At 63.7% G+C, this 22,134-nt stretch carries 22 protein-coding genes; 12 read left to right on the top strand and 10 right to left on the bottom strand.

All coding sequences use genetic code 11. The features are described 5' to 3' along the window. Nucleotides 1-4: 4 nt before the first annotated feature. Complete coding sequence (locus ACX80C_RS15185; RefSeq protein ID WP_459327287.1) at nucleotides 5-826, bottom strand: helix-turn-helix domain-containing protein; 822 nt, start codon at nucleotides 824-826, stop codon at nucleotides 5-7. A 51-nt stretch (nucleotides 827-877) separates the two neighbouring features. On the opposite strand from ACX80C_RS15185, the gene ACX80C_RS15180 reads away from it, so the two are divergent. Then, on the top strand, nucleotides 878-1,444 hold the full coding sequence (locus ACX80C_RS15180) for a maleylpyruvate isomerase family mycothiol-dependent enzyme (RefSeq protein ID WP_459327286.1): 567 nt from the start codon (nucleotides 878-880) through the stop codon (nucleotides 1,442-1,444). Here the strand turns inward: ACX80C_RS15180 and ACX80C_RS15175 are convergent, their stop codons facing one another. The 4 genes from ACX80C_RS15175 to ACX80C_RS15160 form a co-directional block, all read right to left on the bottom strand. Next, entirely contained in the window at nucleotides 1,445-2,584 is a 1,140-nt protein-coding gene (locus ACX80C_RS15175; RefSeq protein WP_459327285.1) for a glutamate--cysteine ligase, read from the bottom strand. A gap of 111 nt (nucleotides 2,585-2,695) precedes the next feature. Further along, nucleotides 2,696-3,901 (bottom strand): THUMP-like domain-containing protein, encoded by a 1,206-nt coding sequence (locus tag ACX80C_RS15170; RefSeq protein WP_459327284.1) that lies wholly within the window; start codon nucleotides 3,899-3,901, stop codon nucleotides 2,696-2,698. A gap of 55 nt (nucleotides 3,902-3,956) precedes the next feature. After that, a complete protein-coding gene (locus ACX80C_RS15165; RefSeq protein ID WP_459327283.1) occupies nucleotides 3,957-4,424 on the bottom strand; it encodes a GNAT family N-acetyltransferase in 468 nt (155 codons plus the stop codon). Next, a complete protein-coding gene (locus ACX80C_RS15160; RefSeq protein WP_459327282.1) occupies nucleotides 4,417-4,836 on the bottom strand; it encodes a GNAT family acetyltransferase in 420 nt (139 codons plus the stop codon). Before ACX80C_RS15160 ends, ACX80C_RS15165 begins: the two co-directional genes overlap by 8 nt. A 30-nt stretch (nucleotides 4,837-4,866) precedes the next feature. Between ACX80C_RS15160 and ACX80C_RS15155 the strand changes: the two genes are divergently transcribed. The 6 genes from ACX80C_RS15155 (at nucleotide 4,867) to ACX80C_RS15130 (ending at nucleotide 11,209) form a co-directional block, all read left to right on the top strand. After that, nucleotides 4,867-5,535, top strand: a complete 669-nt coding sequence (locus tag ACX80C_RS15155) for a nucleoside/nucleotide kinase family protein (protein WP_459327281.1) — start codon at nucleotides 4,867-4,869, stop codon at nucleotides 5,533-5,535. Between the two features lie 291 nt (nucleotides 5,536-5,826). Next, nucleotides 5,827-6,123 (top strand): co-chaperone GroES, encoded by a 297-nt coding sequence (gene groES, locus ACX80C_RS15150; RefSeq protein WP_167994065.1) that lies wholly within the window; start codon nucleotides 5,827-5,829, stop codon nucleotides 6,121-6,123. A gap of 85 nt (nucleotides 6,124-6,208) precedes the next feature. After that, a complete protein-coding gene (gene groL, locus ACX80C_RS15145; protein ID WP_459327280.1) occupies nucleotides 6,209-7,822 on the top strand; it encodes a chaperonin GroEL in 1,614 nt (537 codons plus the stop codon). A gap of 194 nt (nucleotides 7,823-8,016) precedes the next feature. Further along, nucleotides 8,017-9,525 (top strand): IMP dehydrogenase, encoded by a 1,509-nt coding sequence (gene guaB / locus ACX80C_RS15140; protein WP_459327302.1) that lies wholly within the window; start codon nucleotides 8,017-8,019, stop codon nucleotides 9,523-9,525. Nucleotides 9,526-9,744: 219 nt separating this feature from the next. After that, nucleotides 9,745-10,251 (top strand): RNA polymerase sigma factor, encoded by a 507-nt coding sequence (locus ACX80C_RS15135; RefSeq protein ID WP_459327279.1) that lies wholly within the window; start codon nucleotides 9,745-9,747, stop codon nucleotides 10,249-10,251. Nucleotide 10,252: 1 nt separating this feature from the next. After that, nucleotides 10,253-11,209 (top strand): hypothetical protein, encoded by a 957-nt coding sequence (locus ACX80C_RS15130; protein ID WP_459327278.1) that lies wholly within the window; start codon nucleotides 10,253-10,255, stop codon nucleotides 11,207-11,209. Between the two features lie 55 nt (nucleotides 11,210-11,264). Here the strand turns inward: ACX80C_RS15130 and ACX80C_RS15125 are convergent, their stop codons facing one another. Genes ACX80C_RS15125 through ACX80C_RS15115 form a run of 3 tightly spaced genes read right to left on the bottom strand, consistent with a single transcriptional unit; the run spans nucleotide 11,265 to nucleotide 13,497 of the window. Then, nucleotides 11,265-11,885, bottom strand: a complete 621-nt coding sequence (locus ACX80C_RS15125) for a hypothetical protein (RefSeq protein WP_459327277.1) — start codon at nucleotides 11,883-11,885, stop codon at nucleotides 11,265-11,267. Then, complete coding sequence (locus ACX80C_RS15120; RefSeq protein WP_459327276.1) at nucleotides 11,882-12,526, bottom strand: hypothetical protein; 645 nt, start codon at nucleotides 12,524-12,526, stop codon at nucleotides 11,882-11,884. The genes ACX80C_RS15125 and ACX80C_RS15120 overlap by 4 nt, the downstream gene beginning before the upstream one ends. Nucleotides 12,527-12,573: 47 nt before the next feature. Further along, a complete protein-coding gene (locus tag ACX80C_RS15115) occupies nucleotides 12,574-13,497 on the bottom strand; it encodes a hypothetical protein (protein ID WP_459327275.1) in 924 nt (307 codons plus the stop codon). A 69-nt stretch (nucleotides 13,498-13,566) separates the two neighbouring features. Here ACX80C_RS15115 and ACX80C_RS15110 point away from each other — a divergent pair, with 69 nt between their 5' ends. The 3 genes from ACX80C_RS15110 (at nucleotide 13,567) to ACX80C_RS15100 (ending at nucleotide 17,062) form a co-directional block, all read left to right on the top strand. Further along, complete coding sequence (locus tag ACX80C_RS15110; RefSeq protein WP_459327274.1) at nucleotides 13,567-14,706, top strand: GuaB3 family IMP dehydrogenase-related protein; 1,140 nt, start codon at nucleotides 13,567-13,569, stop codon at nucleotides 14,704-14,706. A gap of 50 nt (nucleotides 14,707-14,756) precedes the next feature. Further along, entirely contained in the window at nucleotides 14,757-16,481 is a 1,725-nt protein-coding gene (locus tag ACX80C_RS15105) for a glycerol-3-phosphate dehydrogenase/oxidase (RefSeq protein WP_459327273.1), read from the top strand. 95 nt (nucleotides 16,482-16,576) lie between these two features. Further along, nucleotides 16,577-17,062: a PTS sugar transporter subunit IIA gene (locus tag ACX80C_RS15100; protein WP_459327272.1), complete on the top strand. Its 486-nt coding sequence runs from the start codon at nucleotides 16,577-16,579 to the stop codon at nucleotides 17,060-17,062. Nucleotides 17,063-17,191: 129 nt separating this feature from the next. On the opposite strand, the gene ACX80C_RS15095 is transcribed toward ACX80C_RS15100, so the two are convergent. Both ACX80C_RS15095 and ACX80C_RS15090 read right to left on the bottom strand, forming a co-directional pair. Next, nucleotides 17,192-18,979, bottom strand: a complete 1,788-nt coding sequence (locus tag ACX80C_RS15095) for an ABC transporter ATP-binding protein (protein ID WP_459327271.1) — start codon at nucleotides 18,977-18,979, stop codon at nucleotides 17,192-17,194. Beyond that, a complete protein-coding gene (locus tag ACX80C_RS15090) occupies nucleotides 18,972-20,690 on the bottom strand; it encodes an ABC transporter ATP-binding protein (RefSeq protein ID WP_459327270.1) in 1,719 nt (572 codons plus the stop codon). The genes ACX80C_RS15095 and ACX80C_RS15090 overlap by 8 nt, the downstream gene beginning before the upstream one ends. Nucleotides 20,691-20,843: 153 nt before the next feature. On the opposite strand from ACX80C_RS15090, the gene ACX80C_RS15085 reads away from it, so the two are divergent. After that, nucleotides 20,844-21,674 carry an SURF1 family protein gene (locus ACX80C_RS15085; protein WP_459327269.1) on the top strand — a complete coding sequence of 277 codons (831 nt, stop codon included), beginning with the start codon at nucleotides 20,844-20,846 and terminating at the stop codon, nucleotides 21,672-21,674. Beyond that, a complete protein-coding gene (locus ACX80C_RS15080) occupies nucleotides 21,671-22,132 on the top strand; it encodes a DUF3817 domain-containing protein (protein ID WP_459327268.1) in 462 nt (153 codons plus the stop codon). The genes ACX80C_RS15085 and ACX80C_RS15080 overlap by 4 nt, the downstream gene beginning before the upstream one ends. Nucleotides 22,133-22,134 lie beyond the last annotated feature (2 nt).

The following is a 22,134-nucleotide window of genomic DNA, read 5'->3' as shown; positions in this document are numbered from 1 at the left end:
CCTGCTAGGGGTTGTTCATCCGCAGGTACTCGCCCGGAGTCATGCCGATCACCTGCGCGAAGTCCCGCGTGAAGTGCGCCTGGTCGGCGTAGCCGAGGTCGGAGGCCACCTGGCTGACCGTGCAGCCGCCTGCGGCCAGCCGGACGCCCGCCTCCTGCAACCGGCGGCGCTGGATGAGCCATTTGGGACTCAGGCCGAGGCGTTTCCGGGTCAGGCGCTGCAGCGCCCGCTCATCCAGCCCGGCGTGCACGGCGAGTTTGTCGACCCGCGTGAGTGACGGCGTCGTCTCCACATGGTCTGCGATGGCGTTGATGAGCGCCTCCTCCGGATCCAGCGGCCCGCACATCGGGCGGAGCGCCTCGGCGGCTAGCGCCATGCACCGTGCGTGGACAGCGGACGACGACGGCGCGGCCCCCATCTCGGCCCGAACCCTGCGGATCAACCCGGTCATGCCCGGGGCAACCCCGGGGAGGGGTATTTCCCCGTTGACCAGCTCGGCCAGCCGGGCGCCGTGCAGCCGGTACCCGGCGGCGGCCTGGAAGAGGACGCCGAACGCCCACGAACTACCGCCCAGCACTTTGTGCGAGAGGGCCAGCTCGGGTCCCTTGGCGATGGCGTAATCCGGTGCAATGACCAACAGCGTGCTCGGGTACTGAAGTACCTTCTGGTGCGAGCTGACGCCGTCGGGAAAGTCCCAGACGGGAATCCAGAAGTGCCGGATGATGTGGGCGGACTCCGCATCGGGTGCGTACCGGAACAGTTGCGGCGCGGGAAGGCTCGGGTCCTGGAGTTGTCCCCGGCTGATCAGATCCGTCTGCGCTGCCACCTGTCGGATTTTATCAATACGGCAGCTGGATGGAATGGCTACTGTGATGCCATGACTACCTACTCGGAACTGTTTCGGACAGAGGACGCACGGCTAACGGAGATCCTGGACACCATCGAGGACTGGAACGCCGGTTCACCCTGCACCGCCTGGACAGTGCGTGATGTTCTCGACCATCTGATCGACACGCAGCGCGACTTCCTGAACCAGCACAATATCGAGATTGGCGCACGGCCGGATACCGCTGAGGATCCGTTAGGCGCATGGAAATACCACTCTTCGAAGGTGCAGAACGTTATGGACACGGCGGATCTGGCGGAGACATCCTTCGACGGCTTCTTCGGGCCGACGACGGTCGGGGCAACCCTTGCGAGGTTCTACGGATTCGATCTGCTGGTCCACCGATGGGACATCGCGCGTGGCGCAGGCCAGGAAACCCATTTCTCCGACCCGGAACTGGACCTGATTGAAGAATCGCTGGACGGTTTCGGCGAGCACCTGTACATGGAGGGGATCTGCAAGCCCGCCCTGTCCGCTCCGGAGGACGCCGACCGGGAGACCAGGCTGCTGGCACGGATGGGGCGGGACGCCGGGTGGCGGGCAGGCGTGAACGCCTGATCAGGCGCGGAGCTGGCGCACCATATCCAGCACTACGGCGCCAAGGTCACCGTTGTTTTCCTCGGCCACTCGGCGCTGACGCTGGTACCCGGCTCCGCGCTGCAGGATCTTCTCAACGTCGGCGAGTTCTTCCGAGCAGCCGAGCCTGGCGGCAACGGGCTCAAGCCGGCTGAGTTCCTCGGTCAGATGTTCGGTGACCAGCCGCTCGTTGCCTGCGGCGTCAAGGATGATGATCGCATCCAGACCGTAGCGCGCGGCCCGCCACTTGTTCTCCTGCACGTGCCAGGGCGGCATCGTTGGGATGGTACCGCCGTCGTCGAGCGTGGAGGAGAAATCGTCCACCAGGCACTGGGTGAGGGCCGCGACTGCGCCGACTTCCTCGAGGGTCGAGAGTCCGTCGCACACCCGTAGCTCGATGGTGCCAAGGTTCCCCACCGGCCGGATATCCCAACGGATTTCGCTCACCGTATCGATGACGCCGGTAGTGAACATATCCTGCACGTACGCCTCATACTCAGTCCAGGAGGGGAACTGGAAGGGGAGTCCCGCCGTCGGAAGCTGTTGGAACATGAGCGCGCGCTGGGAGGCGTAGCCCGTGTCTTCTCCTCCCCAGAACGGGGAGGATGCCGAGAGTGCCTGGAAGTGCGGGAAGTAGTTGACCAATCCGTCAAGGACCGGAAGCGCTTTGTCCCTTGAATCCAGCCCGACGTGCACGTGTACCCCGTAGATCACCATCTGCTGGCCCCACCACTGGGTCCGGTCGATCAGCTTGGCGTACCGCTCCTTGTCCGTCACCGGCTGGGACCGCGGTGCGCTGAACGGGTGTGAGCCGGCGGAGAACAGCTCCACGCCCATGGGGTCGGTAACTTCACGTACGGCGGCCAGGGAGCGGCCCAGATCCTCTTTTGCCTCTGCGACGGTATGGCAAATGCCCGTCACGATCTCCACGGTGTTGAGCAGGAGTTCCTGCTTGATGTGCGGGTGTTCCTCATCCGCCTGAAGCTCGGGGTGGCGTTCGTTGACTCCACGCAGCACTTCCTTGGCAACGGACACCAGATCGCCGTTGTACCGGTCCACCAGAGCGAGTTCCCACTCGATGCCGAGGGTCGACTGCTCGGACTGCGCGAACTCAATCTTCAATGGTGTGCTCCTGACCCGTACCGGACGGTGAAAAGTGGGTGCCTCGGTATCGCTTGAATCGCGGGTGAGAACTGAGCTCAATAGTAGTGCAGGGGCGCGGACTTACCGGGTTCAGACCGGATCGACGACGACGGCGATGCGGTCCTCGCCGATCCTCGTCAGTACCAGCGTGGCCTTGTTCGTCGATTTCTTCGATCCGGCGAGGAGCTGCTTCCGAAGCTCCTCGGGGGTGACGGACGTTCCGCGCTTCTTGATGTCCAACACCCCGATGCCGTTCGCCTTCACCCAGGACTTCAGAGCCTTCACGTTGTACGGCAGAACCTCGAGGATCCGATATGCCCGTGCAAACGGCGTTTCCATCAGCCCGGGAGCACACACATAGGCGATCTTCGGATCGATCAGGTGCCCATCGAGTTGCCGGGCGACGTCGGCCACCAGGCCCGAGCGGATGATCGCTCCGTCCGGCTCGTACAGGTACCCCTCAACGGGTCCCAAAGGCGCGTCGTCGTCGTGCCCGAAATCGGTGTTGCTCGTGAGCTCAGCCGCGCCGTCAGCACGGATCAGCAGCGCTCCCCGGCGGACGTTCTCACGGCGGAGGGTGTTGAACCACAACACCACTTCGGCAACGTCGCCGTCCACCGAAACCCACTGCGCCTCACAATTCTCAGGAACGGACTCGTGCGGGATTGCAGGGCCAAGCTTCACGCCGAGGGGCATGCCCGTTTCGGCGAGGCCTTCGACGAAGGACAGCGGCGGTGAGAAAGCCTCCGGATCGAACAGGCGTTTGCTGCCGGAACTGGACACAGTCCTGCGGGCGGGGTCCAGCCACACGCCGTCGTACTCCGACAGGTCCACCGTTGCTGCGTCCGCGTTGAGGACGCTGGCGTTGGACCAGGGGAGCAGGTTCATGGTTGCTGCCGCGGCGGTGGTTTCGTCGAGTTCGACGGCGGTGACCTCGCGTTCGAGCGTGGCCAGCGCCATGGAGTCGGCCCCGATCCCGCAACCCAGATCGGCAACCCTTCCGATCCCGGCGCTGACATAACGCTGAGCGTGCCGGGCAGCAACGGTGAGCCTGGTGGCCTGTTCGAGTCCGTCCGGCGTGAAGAGCATGCGTGCGGCGAAAGGCCCGAACTTCGCCTGGGCTTTCGCGCGCAGCCGCGACTGCGTGAGGGCTGCCGCGACCACCTCCGGGGAATGTCCGGCATCGCGCAGTTGGCTGCTGAGCCGGAGGCTGCCCGCTTCCGAGTAGGGGCCGAGCGAGTTGAGCAGCTCCCAACCATCGGGAGTGAGGACTGGCTCTAGGAGGTTCTGGGTCACGGTGTCGCTTTCGAACGGGAGCTATCGCGGGCGGCGGAAGGACCGGCCCTTCAGTCTAGAGGTTCTGCATCATCAGGGCGGTGGCAGGAGTAAAGCCGAGCCGCTCGTAGAACGGAATGGACTGCGTGCTGGGGGAGAGGACTACGCGCACTGCGCCGAGGGCTCTGGCCCGTTCCAGTGCGGATTCCATAAGGGCGCCGCCGATGCGGCGGTTCCTCTCGTCCGGCAGCACAAAGGCGTTACCGACGTAGACCCAGCACGACGGCGGTGCGCCCGGCTTCGGCATCCGGTTGAAAACCAGGAAGTTCACCATGCCGAGCGCAGCGCCGTCCCGTTCGGCGAGGAACGTTATTCTCGGGTTGCTCGCTGCCCACTCACTGAAGACGCTCTCGAAGGTGGTGCCGTCGTCGTTCCGTTCGTGGTTCTGCCGGGCACCGAGCTGCTCCGCGGCCCACTTCGCCCTCAGCTCCGCAAGTGCCGGCCAGTCCGCTTCGGTCGCTTCCCGGACGGTGATTTCAAGCATCGGTCGTGAGCCACTTTGCGCGGACCTCGACGTCGGAGCGTTCGTAGCCCAGGCGCTCATAGAAATTGAGCACCTCCGTGTTGGTCTCGCGGATCATCAGCTGCACCTTCACAGCGCCCTGCCGGCGCAGCCACTGTTCACACGCGTCCATCATGAGCCTGCCGAGGCCCTCTCCCCGCCGGTCCTCGGCCACCGCGAGGTAGTAGACCCACCCGCGGTGCCCGTCGTGGCCAACCATTGCGGTGCAGGCAAGCTCGTTGTTGATCACGACGCCCAGGACTGTGGATGAGGGGCTCTGCACAGCGCGGAGGAGGTCTGCTTTCGGGTCATTCCACGGCCGGGTCAGTCCGGCCGCCTCCCAGAGCCGGGCGGCGTCGTCGTAATGAGGTGGCTGAAGGTCCGTGATGAGCATCCGTCGAGCCTATTTCACTACGCTGCCAGTATGGGATGGAAAGCGGACGACGGCGGGTTGTTGGCCACTGTGCTCAGGCGCGCCTGCGGGGGTGGCCGGGTTCTGGTAGGCGTCGACGGTGTGGATGGTTCGGGCAAGACGACGTTTGCTGATTCCCTTGCGGCTCTGGCCTCGCGTGACGGCCGGGCTGTAATCCGCATCGGGCTGGATAACTTCCTGAACGCAAGCGCTGTGCGTTACCGGCGCGGACGGGACTCTCCAGAGGGATTCTGGCTCGATTCCTATAACTACGGGCGGTTTCGCGAGTGGGCGCTGGAGTCGCTTCGCGCTGACGGGTCCTACCGGGAGGCCTGTCATGACCTTGCCACTGATAGTTCCCTCTGTCCGCCGTCGCAGCAGGCACCATCCGATTGCCTCGTGCTGATCGATGGGATGTTCCTGCACCGGGACGAGCTTGCTGCGGTTTGGGATGTGTCGGTGTTCCTGGACGTACCTTTTACGGTGACGGCTGAGCGGATGGCAATCCGGGACGGGTCTGACCCCGATCCCGAGCATCCCTCCATGCGACGGTATGTGCAGGGGCAACGGCTTTACCTCGGCGGATGCGATCCGGCGTCCGGGGCTACGTTCGTGGTGGACAATTCCGACCCGGGTGCGCCTCGTTTCATCGAGCCGGAATCTGTTTCCTACCTGCGCTGACACGCCCTCCTGTTTCTCGAAAATTCGGTCGACATCGACTTATTCACCACATAGTCGCGCGCAAAGAACGAGTTCGACCGATATTGCATGAGAATCGGCAGACGGCATAGAAGTGAAGCGACACTCTCTGGCACTCGCCTTGACCGAGTGCTAACCGTTGCATAAAGTCAGACTTGGCACTCTCATCATGAGGGTGCTAATCCTTCGAGGATGCGCCAACCGGCACCGCGACGACGGTCAGCGCCTGCTCGAAACCTAAGATTCATACAACCAAGTGAAGGAGAGGTCCGAGTGTCGGTCTCTATCAAGCCTCTTGAAGATCGTATTGTTGTCCGGCCGCTGGAAGGCGAGCAGACCACTGCTTCCGGCCTGGTCATCCCGGACACCGCCAAGGAAAAGCCCCAGGAGGGCGAAGTCGTCGCAGTAGGCCCCGGCCGCGTTGACGACAACGGCAACCGCGTTCCGGTTGACGTTTCCGAAGGCGACGTCGTCATCTACTCCAAGTACGGTGGCACCGAGGTCAAGCACGGCGGCCAGGAGTACCTGGTTCTTTCCGCCCGCGACGTCCTGGCGATCGTCGTCAAGTAGTTGTGCAGAAGAACCCCGGTCACCATTGGCCGGGGTTCTTTTCCTGCTAGTACACATCCCTGCATACGCCTGAAAGGAACAAAATATGGCAAAGCAGTTGGAGTTCAACGACGCCGCGCGCCGCAAGCTCGAAGCCGGCGTCGACAAGCTGGCCGACACCGTCAAGGTGACCCTCGGCCCGCGGGGACGCAACGTCGTCCTCGACAAGAAGTGGGGCGCACCCACCATCACCAACGACGGCGTGACTATCGCCCGTGAGGTGGAGCTGGACGACCCCTATGAGAACCTTGGCGCCCAGCTGGCCAAGGAAGTTGCCACCAAGACCAACGACGTCGCCGGTGACGGTACGACGACGGCCACAGTCCTCGCACAGGCACTGGTCAAGGAAGGCCTTCGCAACGTTGCAGCAGGTGCCGCTCCCGGCGCCCTGAAGCGCGGCATCGAGGTCTCCATCGAGGCTGTTGCTGCCCGCCTGCTGGAAAACGCCCGCGAGGTAGTCGGAAAGCAGACCGCGAACGTTGCTGCCATCTCGGCGCAGAGCCAGGAAGTCGGCGACCTCCTGGCCGAGGCTTTCGAGAAGGTCGGCAAGGATGGCGTCATCACGATCGAGGAATCCTCGACCACGCAGACCGAACTGGTCCTCACCGAGGGCATGCAGTTCGACAAGGGATACCTAAGCCCTTACTTCGTGACTGACGCCGAGCGTCAGGAAGCTATCCTCGAAGACGCGCTCATCCTGATCAACTCCGGCAAGATCTCGGCTCTGCAGGACTTCCTGCCGCTCCTCGAGAAGGCGCTGCAGGCAGGCAAGCCGCTCTTCATCATCGCTGAGGACATCGAGGGCGAAGCGCTGTCCACCCTCGTGGTGAACAAGATCCGCGGCACCCTCAACGTTGTCGCAGTCAAGGCTCCCGGCTTCGGTGACCGCCGCAAGGCCATGCTCCAGGACATCGCAACCCTTACGGGTGCACAGGTTGTCTCGCCGGATCTCGGCCTGAAGCTCGATCAGGTTGGCCTTGAGGTCATGGGTTCGGCCCGCCGCATCACCGTCACGAAGGACAACACGACCATCGTCGACGGCACTGGCAGCGAGCAGGATGTCGCTGACCGCGTCGCCCAGATCCGCGCAGAGGTTGAGCGTACGGATTCCGATTGGGACCGCGAGAAGCTGCAGGAACGCCTTGCCAAGCTCGCCGGCGGTGTTGGCGTCATCAAGGTCGGTGCAGCTACCGAGGTTGAGCTCAAGGAAAAGAAGCACCGCATCGAGGACGCCGTTTCCTCCACCCGCGCGGCCCTTGAAGAGGGAATCGTCGCAGGTGGCGGATCTGCCCTGATCCACGCCGCCAAGGCCCTCGAAGAGGACCCGAATGTCCTCAAGCTCGAGGGTGACGCGGCAACCGCCGTCGGCCTGGTTCGCCGTGCCCTCGTCCAGCCGCTGCGCTGGATCGCCGAGAACGCTGGGTTCGAGGGTTACGTCGTGGTGGACAAGGTTGGCCAGCTCGAGGTTGGCCACGGCTTCAACGCAGTGTCCGGCGAGTACGAGAACCTCGTTGACGCAGGCATCATCGACCCCGTGAAAGTGACCCGCTCGGCTCTGCGCAACGCAGCCTCGATCGCGGCACTGGTCCTCACCACCGAAACACTTGTGGTGGAGAAGCCGGCGGACGACGACGACGAGCACAGCGGCCACAGCCACTAGGATTCACGGCCGCTCTCGAAGCAACGCCCCGTTTCCCGAAAGGGAAGCGGGGCGTTACCCGTTTCGAGCGGTAAAGAGCCCAGGAATAGGGCTTGAATTCCTTTCGTTCTACGATAGAAGTCGGAAAGCGCCGGTCCACCCCCGCCGGCAGGTTAGGTCCAAAACACCCCGAAAGAGGCGCCGCGTTGAGCGAACTGTCAGAACCCCATGATCCCTTTGGCTTTATCGGTCTGACCTACGACGACGTTCTGCTGCTGCCGGGACACACCGACGTCATCCCCTCGGAGGCGAACACCTCTTCGCGTGTTTCCAGGCGCATTACCGTTCAGACTCCGCTGTTGTCCTCCGCCATGGACACCGTGACCGAGGCGCGCATGGCGGTTGCCATGGCACGCCAGGGCGGCCTCGGGGTGATCCACCGAAACCTGTCCATCGCCGATCAGGCCGAACAGGTGGACCGCGTGAAGCGGAGCGAGTCCGGCATGATCACCAACCCGGTCACCATCGGCCCGGACGCCACTCTCCAGGAATTGGATGACCTGTGCGGGCATTACCGCGTCTCCGGCCTTCCGGTGGTCGACGGGGAGGGCAAGCTGCTGGGGATCGTCACCAACCGCGATACCCGGTTCGTCTCCGACCACGAATTCCCGCGACGCCTGGTCCGCGAAGTGATGACCCCCATGCCCCTGATTACCGGTCATGTGGGGATCAGCGGTGAAGACGCCATCGGCCTGCTCGGTAAGAACAAGATCGAGAAGCTCCCGCTGGTGGATGATGCCGGTGTCCTCCGGGGCCTCATCACAGTCAAGGACTTCACGAAGGCGGAGCAGTACCCGTTGTCCACCAAGGACGACGAGGGCCGCCTCCGTGTCGGCGCGGCCATCGGCTTCTTCGGCGACGGCTGGGAACGTGCCATGGCCCTGGTCGAAGCCGGTGTTGATGCTCTCTTCGTCGATACCGCCAACGGCCACAGTGCCGGCGTCCTCGAGATGATCGCCCGGCTCAAGGCCGAGAAGGCCGCCGCGCACGTCGACATCATCGGCGGTCAGGCTGCAACCCGCGAAGGTGCCCAGGCATTGATCGACGCCGGCGCCGACGGCATCAAGGTGGGCGTCGGGCCGGGTTCCATTTGCACCACCCGTGTGGTTGCCGGCGTCGGCGTTCCGCAGGTGACAGCCATCTACGAGTCCGCCAAAGCCGCCATTCCGGCGGGTGTGCCGGTGATCGCCGACGGCGGTCTCCAATACTCGGGCGACATCGGCAAGGCGCTGGTTGCCGGCGCTGACACAGTGATGCTCGGCTCCCTGCTCGCCGGTTCGGCCGAGGCTCCCGGCGAACTGATCTTCGTCAACGGCAAGCAGTACAAGACGTACCGCGGCATGGGCTCCCTCGGCGCAATGCAGACCCGTGGCAAGAACACGTCCTACTCGAAGGACCGTTACTTCCAGGCGGACGTGACCGGCGACGACAAGCTGATCCCGGAAGGGGTTGAGGGCCGCGTGGCTTACCGCGGACCGCTCTCCTCGGTCGCGTACCAGCTGGTGGGCGGACTGCGCCAGACAATGTTCTATACCGGGGCCCGGACCATCCCCGATCTGAAGGCCAAGGGCAAATTCGTCCGCATCACTGCAGCGGGCCTGAAGGAATCGCATCCCCACGACATCCAGATGACAGTGGAGGCACCGAACTACGGCTCGAAGTAGCAGCCCTACCGGTTGCCTCAGAAGTGCCGGTATTGCACAGGGACGTCCCTACGACCCTGTGCAATACCGGCACTTTTGTGTGAGGGGGCGCCTTGACCCACACACTCGGATGCTTGACCACACATTGCGCCCTTCTTGAGGAAACTGGAACAGGTGTAAGAAACACCGCTTGACCGGAAACATAAGGGGTAGAGCGCAGCACAACACGCGAGGGGGCGAATGATGCGCACAAAGCCTGAAAGCGACCTTGTAGCGATTCACACGCGAAACTATCAGCGAGTCTTCGCCTACATCCTGCGTCGGGTCAATGACAGGGAAGCGGCGCAGGAGCTTGCCGCTGATGTGTTCAGGATCGCCTGGCAAAAGGAGCGCAGAGCGGACACTGAAATTGGCTGGTTGCTGAGAGTCGCACGCAACGTCATCGGAAACGAGTACCGCGGACGCACTCGCGCCAGGGAACTGGAGCGAAAGCTGCAGGACGGCATGCGGGCGCAACTGCACGGACACCCGGACCCGCGCCGGGAACTGGTGGCCGACGCCCTGGGCAAAGTCAGCACAAAACACCGGGAGGTACTGATTCTGGCCTACTGGGATGACCTCACCACAGCTGAACTGGCGCAGGCAATGGGTTGCTCGCAGTCCAACGCCGGAGTTCGGCTTCACCGAGCCCGCGCCGCTCTTGCAAAGGTGTTGCCAGCGGCCGCTAATCCCGGAAATGGGGTGTGACATGGATCCGATCGAGAGAAATGTTCGAAGCGTCAACCCGGTACCCGAGCTGCCCGAGGTGGAATTGCCGCCGGCGCTGCTGCGGGACCTGATGAGTAGGGAGAACCACATGAGCACCGATGACCAGCATGCCAATACCGCATCCGAGCCGCCGAAGACAGGCATCGGTTGGATTCCCAAGGCCGCCGGTGTGCTAGCAGCCGCCGCTGTGGTTGGCGGGGCGGTTTTTGTTTCGAGTCAGTTCCAGAGGGAAGCCGCGCCGCCTGCAGGGCCCGCGAGCGACTCCGCGTCGGCGGAACCAACGGACAGCGCCGAGCCCACAAACTCGGCCGAACCAACGGAAACTACCGAGCCCACCGGAGAACCGGACGCCACTGGATCCCCGGAGGAGGCCGGCGCTGACTGGTCCACGTACACCACGCCCAGCGGACTCATGGCTTTCGAGCTTCCACCCGCGTGGACGGTGGAGGTCGCGGATTTCTATCCCGCCGAGGAGGTGCTGGCCGTGCGGAACGCGGACGGTGAGCTGATGGCCACGTTGGCACACGGAGTCCCGCCCGTTGGCCAGGCCTGCGGGCCGGAGCAGTGGGCGTACACCATCCTCGACTCGGAGCCGGTTGACCTTCCCTCGGCCCAGCAGGGGGCAGGGGCGATCGACCCGGTGTTCTCCTACCGGGTCTTGGAGAGCAGCCCTATGGTGGCGTCCTATGGGCTGACGGACGTGACCGGTTCACCCACCGGATTGAACTGCGTCCTTGGCAACTACATTCAGGACCCCGGCGAACTGGGCACCTACTTTTTCGCCAATCATCTCTTCGTAGGGCCGCCGGCGGAGGGTCAGGACACGCCGGGCTACAGGGTTCTGACGTTCGACAGTGTCGAGGAGGCCTCGACGTACACCGAAACCCAGGAGTATCAGGACATCAAACGGATGATCACGTCACTGGATCTGCTTTAGACGAGTGAGTCCAGATGGTCGCAGACGATTGCGGAACTGCGATCGAACCAAATATCTACAGAGGACCAAACGGAAGCCGCCCGCTTGGATCGGTGTACGTCTGGGCCAGGGCCTCCAACTCTTGGCGCAGGCGGGCATCGGTCCCGATCTGCTCGCGGAAGAGCCTGGCTGAGTTCTCGATGTGCCACGCCGGGATGACCAGGGTGCCGATGAACAGTGCGACGAGAAACATCACGGCGAGGACTCCACCTGTTACGGACCGGGCACTGAGATCGGCGCTTCCCGATAGGACCGACACCATTACGATCGCCGATGTTCCAACTGCCACCAGGGCAACTCCCGTCCATGCTCCGCGGATAGTGCTCGGCGCCCTGGACGACGCCGGGAACCGTTGCGAAGGGACCGCCCGGCCACGCCTGCGAAGGTGCAGCAGTACAGCAAAGGGCGCAAGGACAAGCCCCGGTACTGCTGCGTACAGGATGACCGCAGGGGCAAGGAAGGCGAGAACCACCCCGATCACAAGCAGCCAGGCAGACCAGAAATACATCATCAGGTAAGTGGCCCTGCTTTGGGCGTCGTTGAGCGCCATCCGCCTGAGCACGCTCGCTGAGCCGTGCCCTGCCTGACTGAGCTGCGGTGATATCCAATATTCGAGCGGACGCGGGTTCTGGATCACGCTGGCGCAGGGGTCCCTTCATCCAGATTGAGTGCTCTCTCGAACGCATCGAGTGCCTCAGACTCAGCCACCGCTTCTTTGACCAGATCGCTGCCTTCGCCGACAGCGAGGTGCCACACCCCTGATTCGTCCACCATGAGGTTGGCGGTCCTGGCCTGGGCATCAAGCCCGTGATGCTTTATCTGGACGGCTACCGGACGGCTCTGTTCGGCGTTCTGGAGGTAGTGCGTTGCAGCGTCGATCCCAAAATGCAGGATCGGCTGCTCGTTCTTCAGCGGAGTGAGGCCATGGGTTCCGTCACCGTTCACATTAGCCACGAACGCCCCGCCGGCAGAGGAAACGGCGAACATCACGTGGTTGTCAGACGGAGTGACCAGCGCGATCTCAAGCCATTCTCCGGCGGTGGCCATCACGGCGGTGAGGAACTCAGCTGGTCCCTGCACCACCAGATCGCCGCTGTTGAGTTCTGCGAGCTTGCGGACAAGCAATGTGGTCATCCCCGCCTTGACCAACTGCTCGTTATTGGCCTGCGGAGTCAGCCGGAAGATTTCCCGGGTGACGGCGGTTGATTCGCCGTCGTTGAACGCAAGCAGCGCCAAAATTTCGTGTTCAGTCAGCTGGAGCGGTTCAGTGGTGGTCAATGATCTCTCCCGGGTTGGTGGTGACAGCAGCTTCCGTGACGACGCTACTATCCGAACGCCCAATTCCACGCGTCCTTCGCCCCATCGGCCACAGCGTCGGCTCCATCGGAGATCGCATCACCGGCGTCGGACGCGAAATCGACGATCCGTTCGGTGACGGGTACATCACCCGAAAGGAACTGGGCACCCGCCCACACCAAAGAGGCTGCCACGAAGAACGGCGCCGCAGGAGTCGGCGCGAGACTGCCCACTGCCAGGAGTGTGGTGATGCCGCCGTCGGCAACGGCGTAGCCGTCGCCCGACTGGATTCCCTGGTAGGCCTGCCCAAGCCCGGTGAAAACGCTCAATCCGCCGGCGAACTTCCCGGCCAGGTTCAGGCCATTGAGGAGCTGGGTTCCGCGGATATACCCGACGCCGGGCGCGGTACCGAAGTTCGGGCCCGGCGTAATTAGATCAGCCCGTGCCATCGCGGTCAGGAGGCGCTCAGCTCCAAGGCCCCCCGCTGACGTCACCCAGTTGGCAATCTGATATGGGGGCCAGGCGCCGAGATCACCGAACCCATTGCCAAGCAGGTCCAGAATGCCCTGCGGGCTGAGATCTCCGTTGAAGCTTGCTGGCGTGGTACTGGGATCGCCCGGTCCACCAGAGCCACCCGTTCCCCCAGCGCCACCGGGACCGCCGGAACCCGGTCCGCCGCCATCGTCGTCGCTCGTGGTTTCCTGCTGGGAGGCCTGATCGACGAGTAGCCGGGACTGCTGTTCCAGCATGGAGGCGCTCTGGTTGAGCTGCACCCGGATGGTGGTGTGCCACCTGTTCTTGAACCCGGCGGCGTCGGGCCCGTTCCATGGGATCCCGTTCAACAACGCGGTGATGGTCTGGTCAGCGGTGGCGATGGTCTGACTGGAGGTCCCCATCGATTGGGCAAGGCCGCGCAACTGTTCGGGATTCGCGCCAATCAACTCACTTGTCATGATTCGACTCTAAAGTGGTTCGCCGCACACCGCGATGGGCACCTCTCCCCGCTGGGATAACCTAGACCAGTGACTTACGAGATTGAGATCGGCCGGGCCAAACGTGGACGCAGGGCGTATTCCCTCGACGACCTTGCGGTGGTTCCTTCCCGCCGTACCCGCGATCCACGGGACGTCTCAGTTCAGTGGCAGATCGACGCTTACCAGTTCGAGATGCCGGTCATCGCAGCCCCCATGGACTCTGCGATGTCGCCGGCTACGGCCATCATGATGGGCAAGCTCGGCGGGTTGGGTGTCCTGAACCTCGAAGGCCTGTGGACCCGGTATGAGAACCCGGAACCGGTCCTGGAAGAGATCGCTGGCCTGTCCACCGACAACTTCAGCCCGGCGGCGACCCGGCGCATGCAGGAAATTTACGAGGCGCCGATCCAGGCCGAGCTGATCACCAGCCGCCTGGCCGAGATGCGCGACGCCGGAGTCACCGTTGCGGGTTCACTCACCCCCCAGCACACCCAGCAGTTCTACAAGACCGTCCTGGCAGCCGGCGTCGACATCTTCGTTATCCGCGGTACCACCGTGTCGGCGGAACACGTGTCCAAGAATGAGGAGCCGCTGAACCTCAAGCAGTTCATCTACGAACTCGACGTCCCCGTCATTGTCGGCGGAGCAGCCGGCTACACACCCGCGCTGCACCTCATGCGTACAGGTGCGGCCGGCGTGCTGGTCGGGTTCGGCGGGGGAGCGACGACGACGACGCGGCGCGCCCTGGGAATTCACTCACCCATGGCATCGGCCATTTCCGACGTCGCTGCCGCCCGCCGCGACTACCTCGACGAATCAGGCGGCCGCTACGTGCATGTGATCGCCGACGGCGGCATGGGAACCAGCGGCGACATCGTGAAGGCCATCGCTGTCGGTGCCGACGCTGTCATGCTCGGCTCCGCACTGGCCCGCGCAGAAGAGGCGCCCGGAAAGGGTTGGCACTGGGGGCAGGAAGCGCACCATCACGAGCTTCCCCGCGGCGACCGGGCTAATGTCGGTACCGTCGGCCCGTTGGAGGAAGTGCTCTGGGGGCCATCTCACCACACTGACGGGACGTCGAACCTGATCGGTGCGCTCCGCCGGGCCATGGCCACCACCGGGTACTCGGATCTCAAGGAGTTCCAGCGGGTCGAGGTAGTCCTCTCGCCCTACCTTTCCAACGGGTGATTGCCTAGAGTTGAGGAACCAATCCGCAACAGCGAAGGTGGATACCGGCCATGATCAAAGGCGCCCTCAGCCCGCAGCAGCGCGAGGAGTCCATCGCAGCGCTTAAATCCACGACTGAGCCCGGCAAGGAACTGGACATCCTGATCGTGGGCGGCGGCGTCGTCGGCGTCGGCTCGGCCCTGGACGCGGTGACCAGGGGGCTCGACGTCGGGATCGTCGAAGCGCGTGACTGGGCGTCGGGGACGTCCTCCAGGTCTTCCAAACTTATCCACGGCGGGCTGCGCTACCTGGAGATGCTGGACTTCGCGCTGGTCCAGGAAGCGCTCAAGGAACGCGGGCTGCTGATCCAGCGGATTGCGCCGCACCTGGTCAAGCCGGTCCCGTTCCTGTATCCGCTGACCAAGCGGTTCATCGAGCGCCCCTACGTGGGCGCCGGTATCATCCTTTACGACACCATGGGGATGACCTCCGGAAATTCGCGGGGAGTGCCACTGCACAAGCACCTGACCCGGCGGGGTACGCTGCGGGCCGCGCCCAGCCTCAAGGACGACGCCATGGTCGGCTCGATTCGTTACTACGACGCCCAGGTTGATGACGCCCGGTACGTGGTGAACATGATCCGCACCGCCGCCGCCTACGGGGCGAAGGCGGCGAACCGCGTGTCCGTTGTCGATTTCCTCCGCGAAGGGGAGCGGGTTGTCGGCGCACGGGTAACTGATCATGAGACCGGTGAAGAGTTCAATGTCCGTGCCAAGCAGATAGTCAATGCGACCGGTGTCTGGACCGATGAAACGCAGGCCATGGTCACGGAGCGCGGTCAGCTGAAGGTCCGCGCGTCCAAGGGGATCCACCTGGTGGTTCCGCGCGACCGATTCCAGTCCACGGTCGGCCTGATCCTGCGCACCGAGAAGTCCGTGCTCTTCGTCATCCCATGGGGCCGGCACTGGATCATCGGCACTACCGACACGGACTGGGACCTGGACAAGGCTCACCCTGCGGCGTCCTCGAAAGACATCGACTACATCCTCGAACATGTCAACAGGGTGTTGAAGCGTCCGCTGACTCGTGAGGATGTTGAGGGTGTCTACGCGGGCCTGCGGCCCCTGCTGGCGGGCGAGAACGATTCCACGGCGAAACTGTCCCGCGAGCACGTTGTTGCCCACCCGGTTCCGGGGCTCGTGGTTGTTGCAGGCGGAAAGTGGACAACTTACCGCGTGATGGCCAAGGACGCCGTCGATGAAGCATCGCGCGCCCTGGATGAACGGGTGCCTGCCAGTTGCACGGAGACGGTGCCTTTATTGGGTGCCGAGGGATACAGGGCCGCCTGGAACAAGCGCGCACGGCTTGCGGAGGCATCGGGTGTACACGTGGCGCGGGTCGAGCATCTCCTGCAACGTTACGGGACCCACGCCGAGCACGTGGTCGCACTCATTCGGGAGAATCCGCAGCTCGGCGAACCGCTTCCCGGCGCAGACGATTATCCCGGTGCTGAGGTGGTGTTCGCGGTGACGCACGAGGATGCCCGCCACGTTGATGATGTCCTGACCCGCCGCACGCGTATTTCGATCGAGTCCTGGGACCGGGGGGTCTCGGCAGCGCCCGTGGTGGCTGAGCTGATGGCACCGCACCTTAACTGGAGTGAAGCCCAGGTTGACCGTGAGGTGAAGCACTACCTCGCGAGGGTCGAGGCTGAGCGGCTCAGCCAACAGCAGCCTGACGACGTCTCAGCGGACAGTGCACGCATGGGGGTCGAAGACATAGTCCCGCTAAGCTGACAGCGAGAATCTGCATCGGCGCGCTGGCCAGGCACTGCCGTCCGGCGCGCTGTCCCGTTCACTGATGTTTCCGAACAACGCGCGAGAGGCCGGTTGTGACACCGCTTGACCTGCATGACGCCGAATTGACCACCCCTGAGCTGGTGGTCCTCGACATGGTGGCTGAGGACAAGTCCGACGCCGCAGCCCAGCTTGCACAGCGACTGTTCGAGAGCGGCCGGATCACCAATCTCGATGCCTTCCTCGAGCAGGTCAACTCCCGCGAGCACCAGATGGCTACGGGTCTTCCCGGCGGAGTGGGCGTGCCACATGCGCGCAGCCAGTATGTGCAGCAGACCTCCATAGCTGTGGGGGTCACGCGCTATGGCCACAGTCTGGACTTCGGTGCGGTGGACGGCCCTGCAACCTTGGTGCTCCTGATCGCAACACCAGCGGAGTCGTACTCGGAACACCTTGAGGTGCTGGCCACGCTGGCGCGCTCGCTGTTCAAGGAGAATTTCCGGGAGTCCCTGCGCCGGGCCCATGACGCCGAAGTCATCAGTGAACTCATCAACTCGTCCCTGGTCTTCTTCGACCACTGACGCCGGCTACGGCGAGCAACCTGGAGATTGGTGAGGGAAATTTCCCTCACCAATCTCCGGGTTGATCGTGCCGCTGTCCACGTTGCTCACCGGCGAACAGCGGCGGCCCCAAAAAGGGGAACGGGCGATCTATTCAGTCCGCCAGGACCTCCACAGCGAAGCGTACGAGCCATCGAGCGCCAGCAGTTCGTCGTGGGACCCGAGTTCGGTGATGTTGCCGTTCTCCACTACGGCTACGCGGTCGGCGTCGTGCGCTGTATGCAGGCGGTGCGCAATCGCCACAACCGTCCGCCCCTCCAGCACCGCGCTGAGTGAACGCTCCAGGTCGCGCGCCGCCTGCGGGTCGATCAGCGATGTCGCCTCATCGAGTACCAGCGTGTGCGGGTCCGCGAGCACCAATCGAGCCAGTGCTACTTCCTGTGCCTGTGCCGGGGTTAGTTCGTAGGCGCCGGATCCCACTTCCGTCTCGAGGGCTTCGGGCAGGGCACGCGACCAGCCCAGGGCGCCGACGTCGTCGAGTGCTTTTTCAATCTCGCCCTCCGTGGCATCCGCCTTACCGAGGCGCACATTGTCCGCAAGGGACCCCACGAAGACGTGGTGTTCCTGCGTCACCAGTGCCACCTCCCGGCGCAGCGCATCGAGCGGGCGGTCCACCAACGGGACACCGCCCACTGTCACCGAACCGTCGGTTGGGGCGTGGATACCCGCAATCAGACGCCCGAGCGTCGACTTTCCCGCACCCGATGGGCCGACCATCGCCAGCCGCTCGCCACGACGCAACTGAAGGTCCACACCGTGCAGAACGTCATGTCCCGGCCGGTACGCATAACGGGCGCCGGACACCAGGATGTCCTCCGTTTCCGGCTGTGCATCAGTGGCTGTCCGGTCGGAGGGTACGTCCTTGATGCCGATGATCCGTGCGAGTGACGCCGCGCCCACCTGGATTTCGTCGGTCCACATGATCAGCAGGTCCACGGGGTCTATCAACCGGACCGCAAACAGGGCAACCGTCGCAACGGCACCCGGCGTAACGGCGTCGAGGGAGGCAAGCCAGCCACCCCACAGGAGGACACCTGCGACGGGCAGCCAGAATGCCGTATCGGCGGCAGGAAACAGGATTGACCGGAGCCAGAGGGTGTAACGCTCGGCCCGGAAGCTGCCTTCCAATGACTCGTTGATCCGGTTGCGTCGTAGGCCACCCAGGCCGAGCGCGTCGACGGTTCGTGCACCCTCGATGGTTTCGGTGATGGACCCGTTCACCACTGCGTAACTCTCCCGCTCCGCTTTGTATCCGGCCGAGCTCCGCTTGAGGTACCAGCGCGTAGCGGGATAGAGCAGGGGTAGTCCGACCAGTAGCGCAATCGAGAGCAGGGGGGAGGTGAGTACGGCAGCGGCGAGGGTAATGATGATGGTCACGACGGACACCACCACCTGGGGCACCCCGAAGCGCACAGTGTGTGACACGGAATCGACGTCGTTGGTTGTGCGGGACACAAGGTCACCGGTGCCGGCTTTCTCCACAGTCGAGAGGGGAAGCGAAGTCACCTGCGCCATGAAGTCCTCGCGCAATTCGGCAAACACCGTTTCACCGAAGACCATTCCCGCACGCACGGCGAACCTTCGGAGGATCGCCTGGACGGCAAGGAAACCCAGCATGAGCAGTGACATCGACGCAATGAAACCGGCAGTTGTACCGGCTAGCACCGCATCGACGACGTTGCCGAGGATGAACGGACCCACAAGCCCCGCAGCTGCCGACCCCACGTACAGCAGCACAACCTTGCTCAGCCCGCCCTTATGCTGGCGGATCAGCCGGCGCGACTCCGCCTTCACCGCACGGGCGTCGGCAACGGGAAGCTTCCCCGAGGTAAACGTGTCGGAGCCCTGCGTATGCGTTGCGGTCTGGGTATCACTCACTGCGAATCACCACGTTTCGGTAGGCAGGAATGCTGGACATCAGTTCCTGGTGTGTTCCTTCGGTGCTGAGGTGCCCATCCTCGAGGAAGACCACGTGGTCCATTACCCCCAGCATCAACGGGCTTGCGGTTACGACGACGGTGGTCTGGCCGGCCGTTGCCCGCGCACTTCCAAGCCGCGCGGCAATGCGGGACTCCGTGTGCGCGTCGACGGCGCTCGTCGGCTCGATGAGCACCAGCGTTTCGGCGTCAGTCAGCAGCGCCCGTGCGAGCACCAGCCGTTGCCGCTGTCCACCCGAGAACCCGCGGCCGCGTTCGGTGACCTCATGGTCGAGCCCACCCTCCAGCCCGTCGAGGATGTCCAGCGCGCTGGACGCCTCAAGCGCTGCAAGGATCTCGGCGTCGGAATGGCGCCCGTGCGGATCGAGCTGACTACGAAGACTGCCGGTGAACAACTGTGGACTTGCCTCGCTCACCACAATCCGGGTCCGGACCTCATCCAACGGCACCTCGTGCAGCGCCGCTTCGCCCCATCGGACAACTGCCTCGCGCAGCACCGCGTCATCGAACCGGCCCAACCGGGTAGCCAGATCCGACGAAGCGCTCGGGTCAGCCGAAACCAGCGCGGTCAACCGGCCGGGCTGGACGGCCACGGAACTGGCTGAGTCCACGAGCACGGCGGCACCCGACGGGGCGCCGGCGGTCCCATCGTCGGAGACATTGGCGTCCACGGACAGGACGTTGATGATCTTCCGCGCACCCACATGGGCGCGGATCGAGTGCGAGACGCCGTCCGCTGCCGTGCGGATCGGCGTCATGAGGAAGATCGAGTAACCGAACAGGGCAACGAGCTGGCCCGGCTCAATATCGCCGTTGAGCACCAGCGTGGCGCCCACCCAAGTGAAAATCACGCTGAAGGAACCGGCGATGAAAACCTGTGACGCCTCCAGTGTTGCCAGCGAATGCGCTACGCGGATGCCGGCATCGCGGGTGTCCGTGGACCGCTCGCGGTAACGGTTGACGAAGATGTGCTCTCCTCCGATGCCGCGCAGGACACGCAGCCCAGCCACGGTGTCCGCGCCGACGGCGGTCATCTTGCCGGACGCGTCGCGTTGTTCACGCTGACGTGCCTGCAGCGGACGCACCACGAACAACAGCAGTGCACAGCTCGCCGGAACGCCGAGAAGCACCACCAGGGCAAGGATGGGTGAGCTCAGCGCTATCAGACCGCACACGACCAGCCAGGAAGCGAGGGCGCCGGCAAGCCGGGCCGCTATATAGAAAATTTCGCCCAGGCGCGTGGCATCTGATGCCGCAGTGGAGACAACCTCACCCGTGGAGAGCTTCTGCGGCAGCGCGTCGCCGGTCCGCGTGATTTTGAAGCCTACGAGGCGAATCGACTTGAACGCCGCCTGCATCCAGTTGCTGATCGCCGCGCGGTGTCCCAGCATGCCGGCGAAGGCCTGCGCCAGCGTTAACGCGACCAGCACTGAAACCCACATCAGCAGCGTGTCGGTGTTGCCCGCGATGATGCCATCGTCGATTGCACGGCCGAGCACAAAGGGCACCACTGCCTGCGCCACCATAAGGAGCGTTTCCAGTACGACGGCGGCTGCCAGCGTGCCCTTCTGGTTCGACGCGAGCCACAACAGGTAGCGGGTAGGGGTACGAAGGTCAGGAGGGCCTGGGTCGGGGTAAGGGTACGAGCGCACGAGAATCAATCGTAGTCTCAATTCACTCGAAGTGATAGATGTTTCCCAATCACTTTTCATTGTGGCAGCTCCTAACGTGATTTCCGTCTCGGTCTGCTCTCTGGGCAAGGCCGCAATTCGTTGGCGCAAGCGCTCAGGAAGTACCGTTAAAGGGTGTTGAAAACCGCGCTCAAGCCGCGATGGATCCTCGCGCTGATCTTCGCGATGACCATCGCTGCGGTTTTCGTCCTGTTGAGCCAGTGGCAATTCAGCCGGTCCCAGGACTCCGCACCGCCGCCGCGAAGCACCACGGAACAGGTCAAACCCCTGCAGGAAGTGTTTGAACCCGGTGTTCCCATGATGGCAACAGCAGCGGACCAAATGGTCAGCATGGAGGGCCGCTTCCTTGCGGGCACGCGTGTCCTCGTCCAGACCCGCCTGCAGAGCGAGCGGGAGGGCCTATGGGTGGTCTCGGCTTTCCAGGTCAACCAAACCAACGACGACGGCGAAGGCGAGCCCTCCGCCGTCATCCCCGTGGTTCACGGCTGGGTCCTGGATGCCGAATCGGCTGAAGCAGTCGCTGAAACTACCGGTCCAGCGACAGTCGAAGGCCGTCTGCTTCCTACTGAGGCTCCCGTGGCCCAGCGCCCCGTCCCCGGACAGGTCCCAACGCTGTCCGTTGCCGAGCTCATCAATATCTGGGACGTTTCCGCCTCCTACTCCGGCTTCGTGGTGTCCTCCGAAACCGCCATCGATGGGCAAGCCGTTGCGCCCGAATCACCGCTGCTGGCCGTAACGGTTGCTCCGCAACCGCAGGATACACCGGTCAACTGGCTCAACATCTTCTACGCCGTCGAATGGTTCGTCTTCGCCGGCTTCGCATTCTTCCTGTGGTGGCGCCTGGTGGCCGATGACCACCGTCGTCGGCTTGAGGACGAGCAGGACGAGCAGCACGAACAAGATCCACTTTCAACCCCGCCTGACCCCAACGAGGTAAAAACGTGACCACACCTGCACACCGCCCTGCGGTCAAGAAGCGCCGCTTTGGAGGCACGCACGCACAGATCCGTTCAGCCCTGGGCTTCTACAAGGTGCTGGCCTATGCCACCGGCGTCATGCTGCTGCTCGTGGTGGTGGAGATGGTGGCGAAATACGGGTTCCAGTCGGAGATCATCGCCGGCGGTTCGGCCGGGGCGCTGGGACTGGTGAACGAGGCGGCAGCTGATGCAGCGGGAGGCTTCAACCTGTCCACCGCGGTATTGATCGTTCACGGCTGGCTTTACGTCGTCTACCTGATCGCTGATTTCCGGCTATGGCAGTTCATGCGCTGGCCATTCTCGCGGTTCGTACTGATCGCGCTTGGCGGAGTGGTCCCGCTGCTCTCCTTCATCGTGGAGAAGCGTATCCACCGCAGGGTCGAGGAAGAGCTGGCCGCGCATCCCGAAGCAAGCAAAAGGTACTGAGC

The organism is Arthrobacter tecti (genome assembly GCF_054511355.1).
Note: the sequence above shows the minus strand (reverse complement) of the source record. Positions and strands in the feature narration are given on the sequence as shown.

What these genes read in the sequence shown, in the direction of transcription:
- ACX80C_RS15180 (WP_459327286.1), top strand. Translation starts at nt 878, where the DNA reads ATGACTACCTACTCGGAACTGTTTCGGACAGAGGACGCACGGCTAACG.
- ACX80C_RS15165 (WP_459327283.1), bottom strand. Translation starts at nt 4,424, where the DNA reads ATGCTTGAAATCACCGTCCGGGAAGCGACCGAAGCGGACTGGCCGGCA.
- ACX80C_RS15160 (WP_459327282.1), bottom strand. Translation starts at nt 4,836, where the DNA reads ATGCTCATCACGGACCTTCAGCCACCTCATTACGACGACGCCGCCCGG.
- ACX80C_RS15155 (WP_459327281.1), top strand. Translation starts at nt 4,867, where the DNA reads ATGGGATGGAAAGCGGACGACGGCGGGTTGTTGGCCACTGTGCTCAGG.
- groL (WP_459327280.1), top strand. Translation starts at nt 6,209, where the DNA reads ATGGCAAAGCAGTTGGAGTTCAACGACGCCGCGCGCCGCAAGCTCGAA.
- ACX80C_RS15135 (WP_459327279.1), top strand. Translation starts at nt 9,745, where the DNA reads ATGATGCGCACAAAGCCTGAAAGCGACCTTGTAGCGATTCACACGCGA.
- ACX80C_RS15130 (WP_459327278.1), top strand. Translation starts at nt 10,253, where the DNA reads ATGGATCCGATCGAGAGAAATGTTCGAAGCGTCAACCCGGTACCCGAG.
- ACX80C_RS15115 (WP_459327275.1), bottom strand. Translation starts at nt 13,497, where the DNA reads ATGACAAGTGAGTTGATTGGCGCGAATCCCGAACAGTTGCGCGGCCTT.
- ACX80C_RS15105 (WP_459327273.1), top strand. Translation starts at nt 14,757, where the DNA reads ATGATCAAAGGCGCCCTCAGCCCGCAGCAGCGCGAGGAGTCCATCGCA.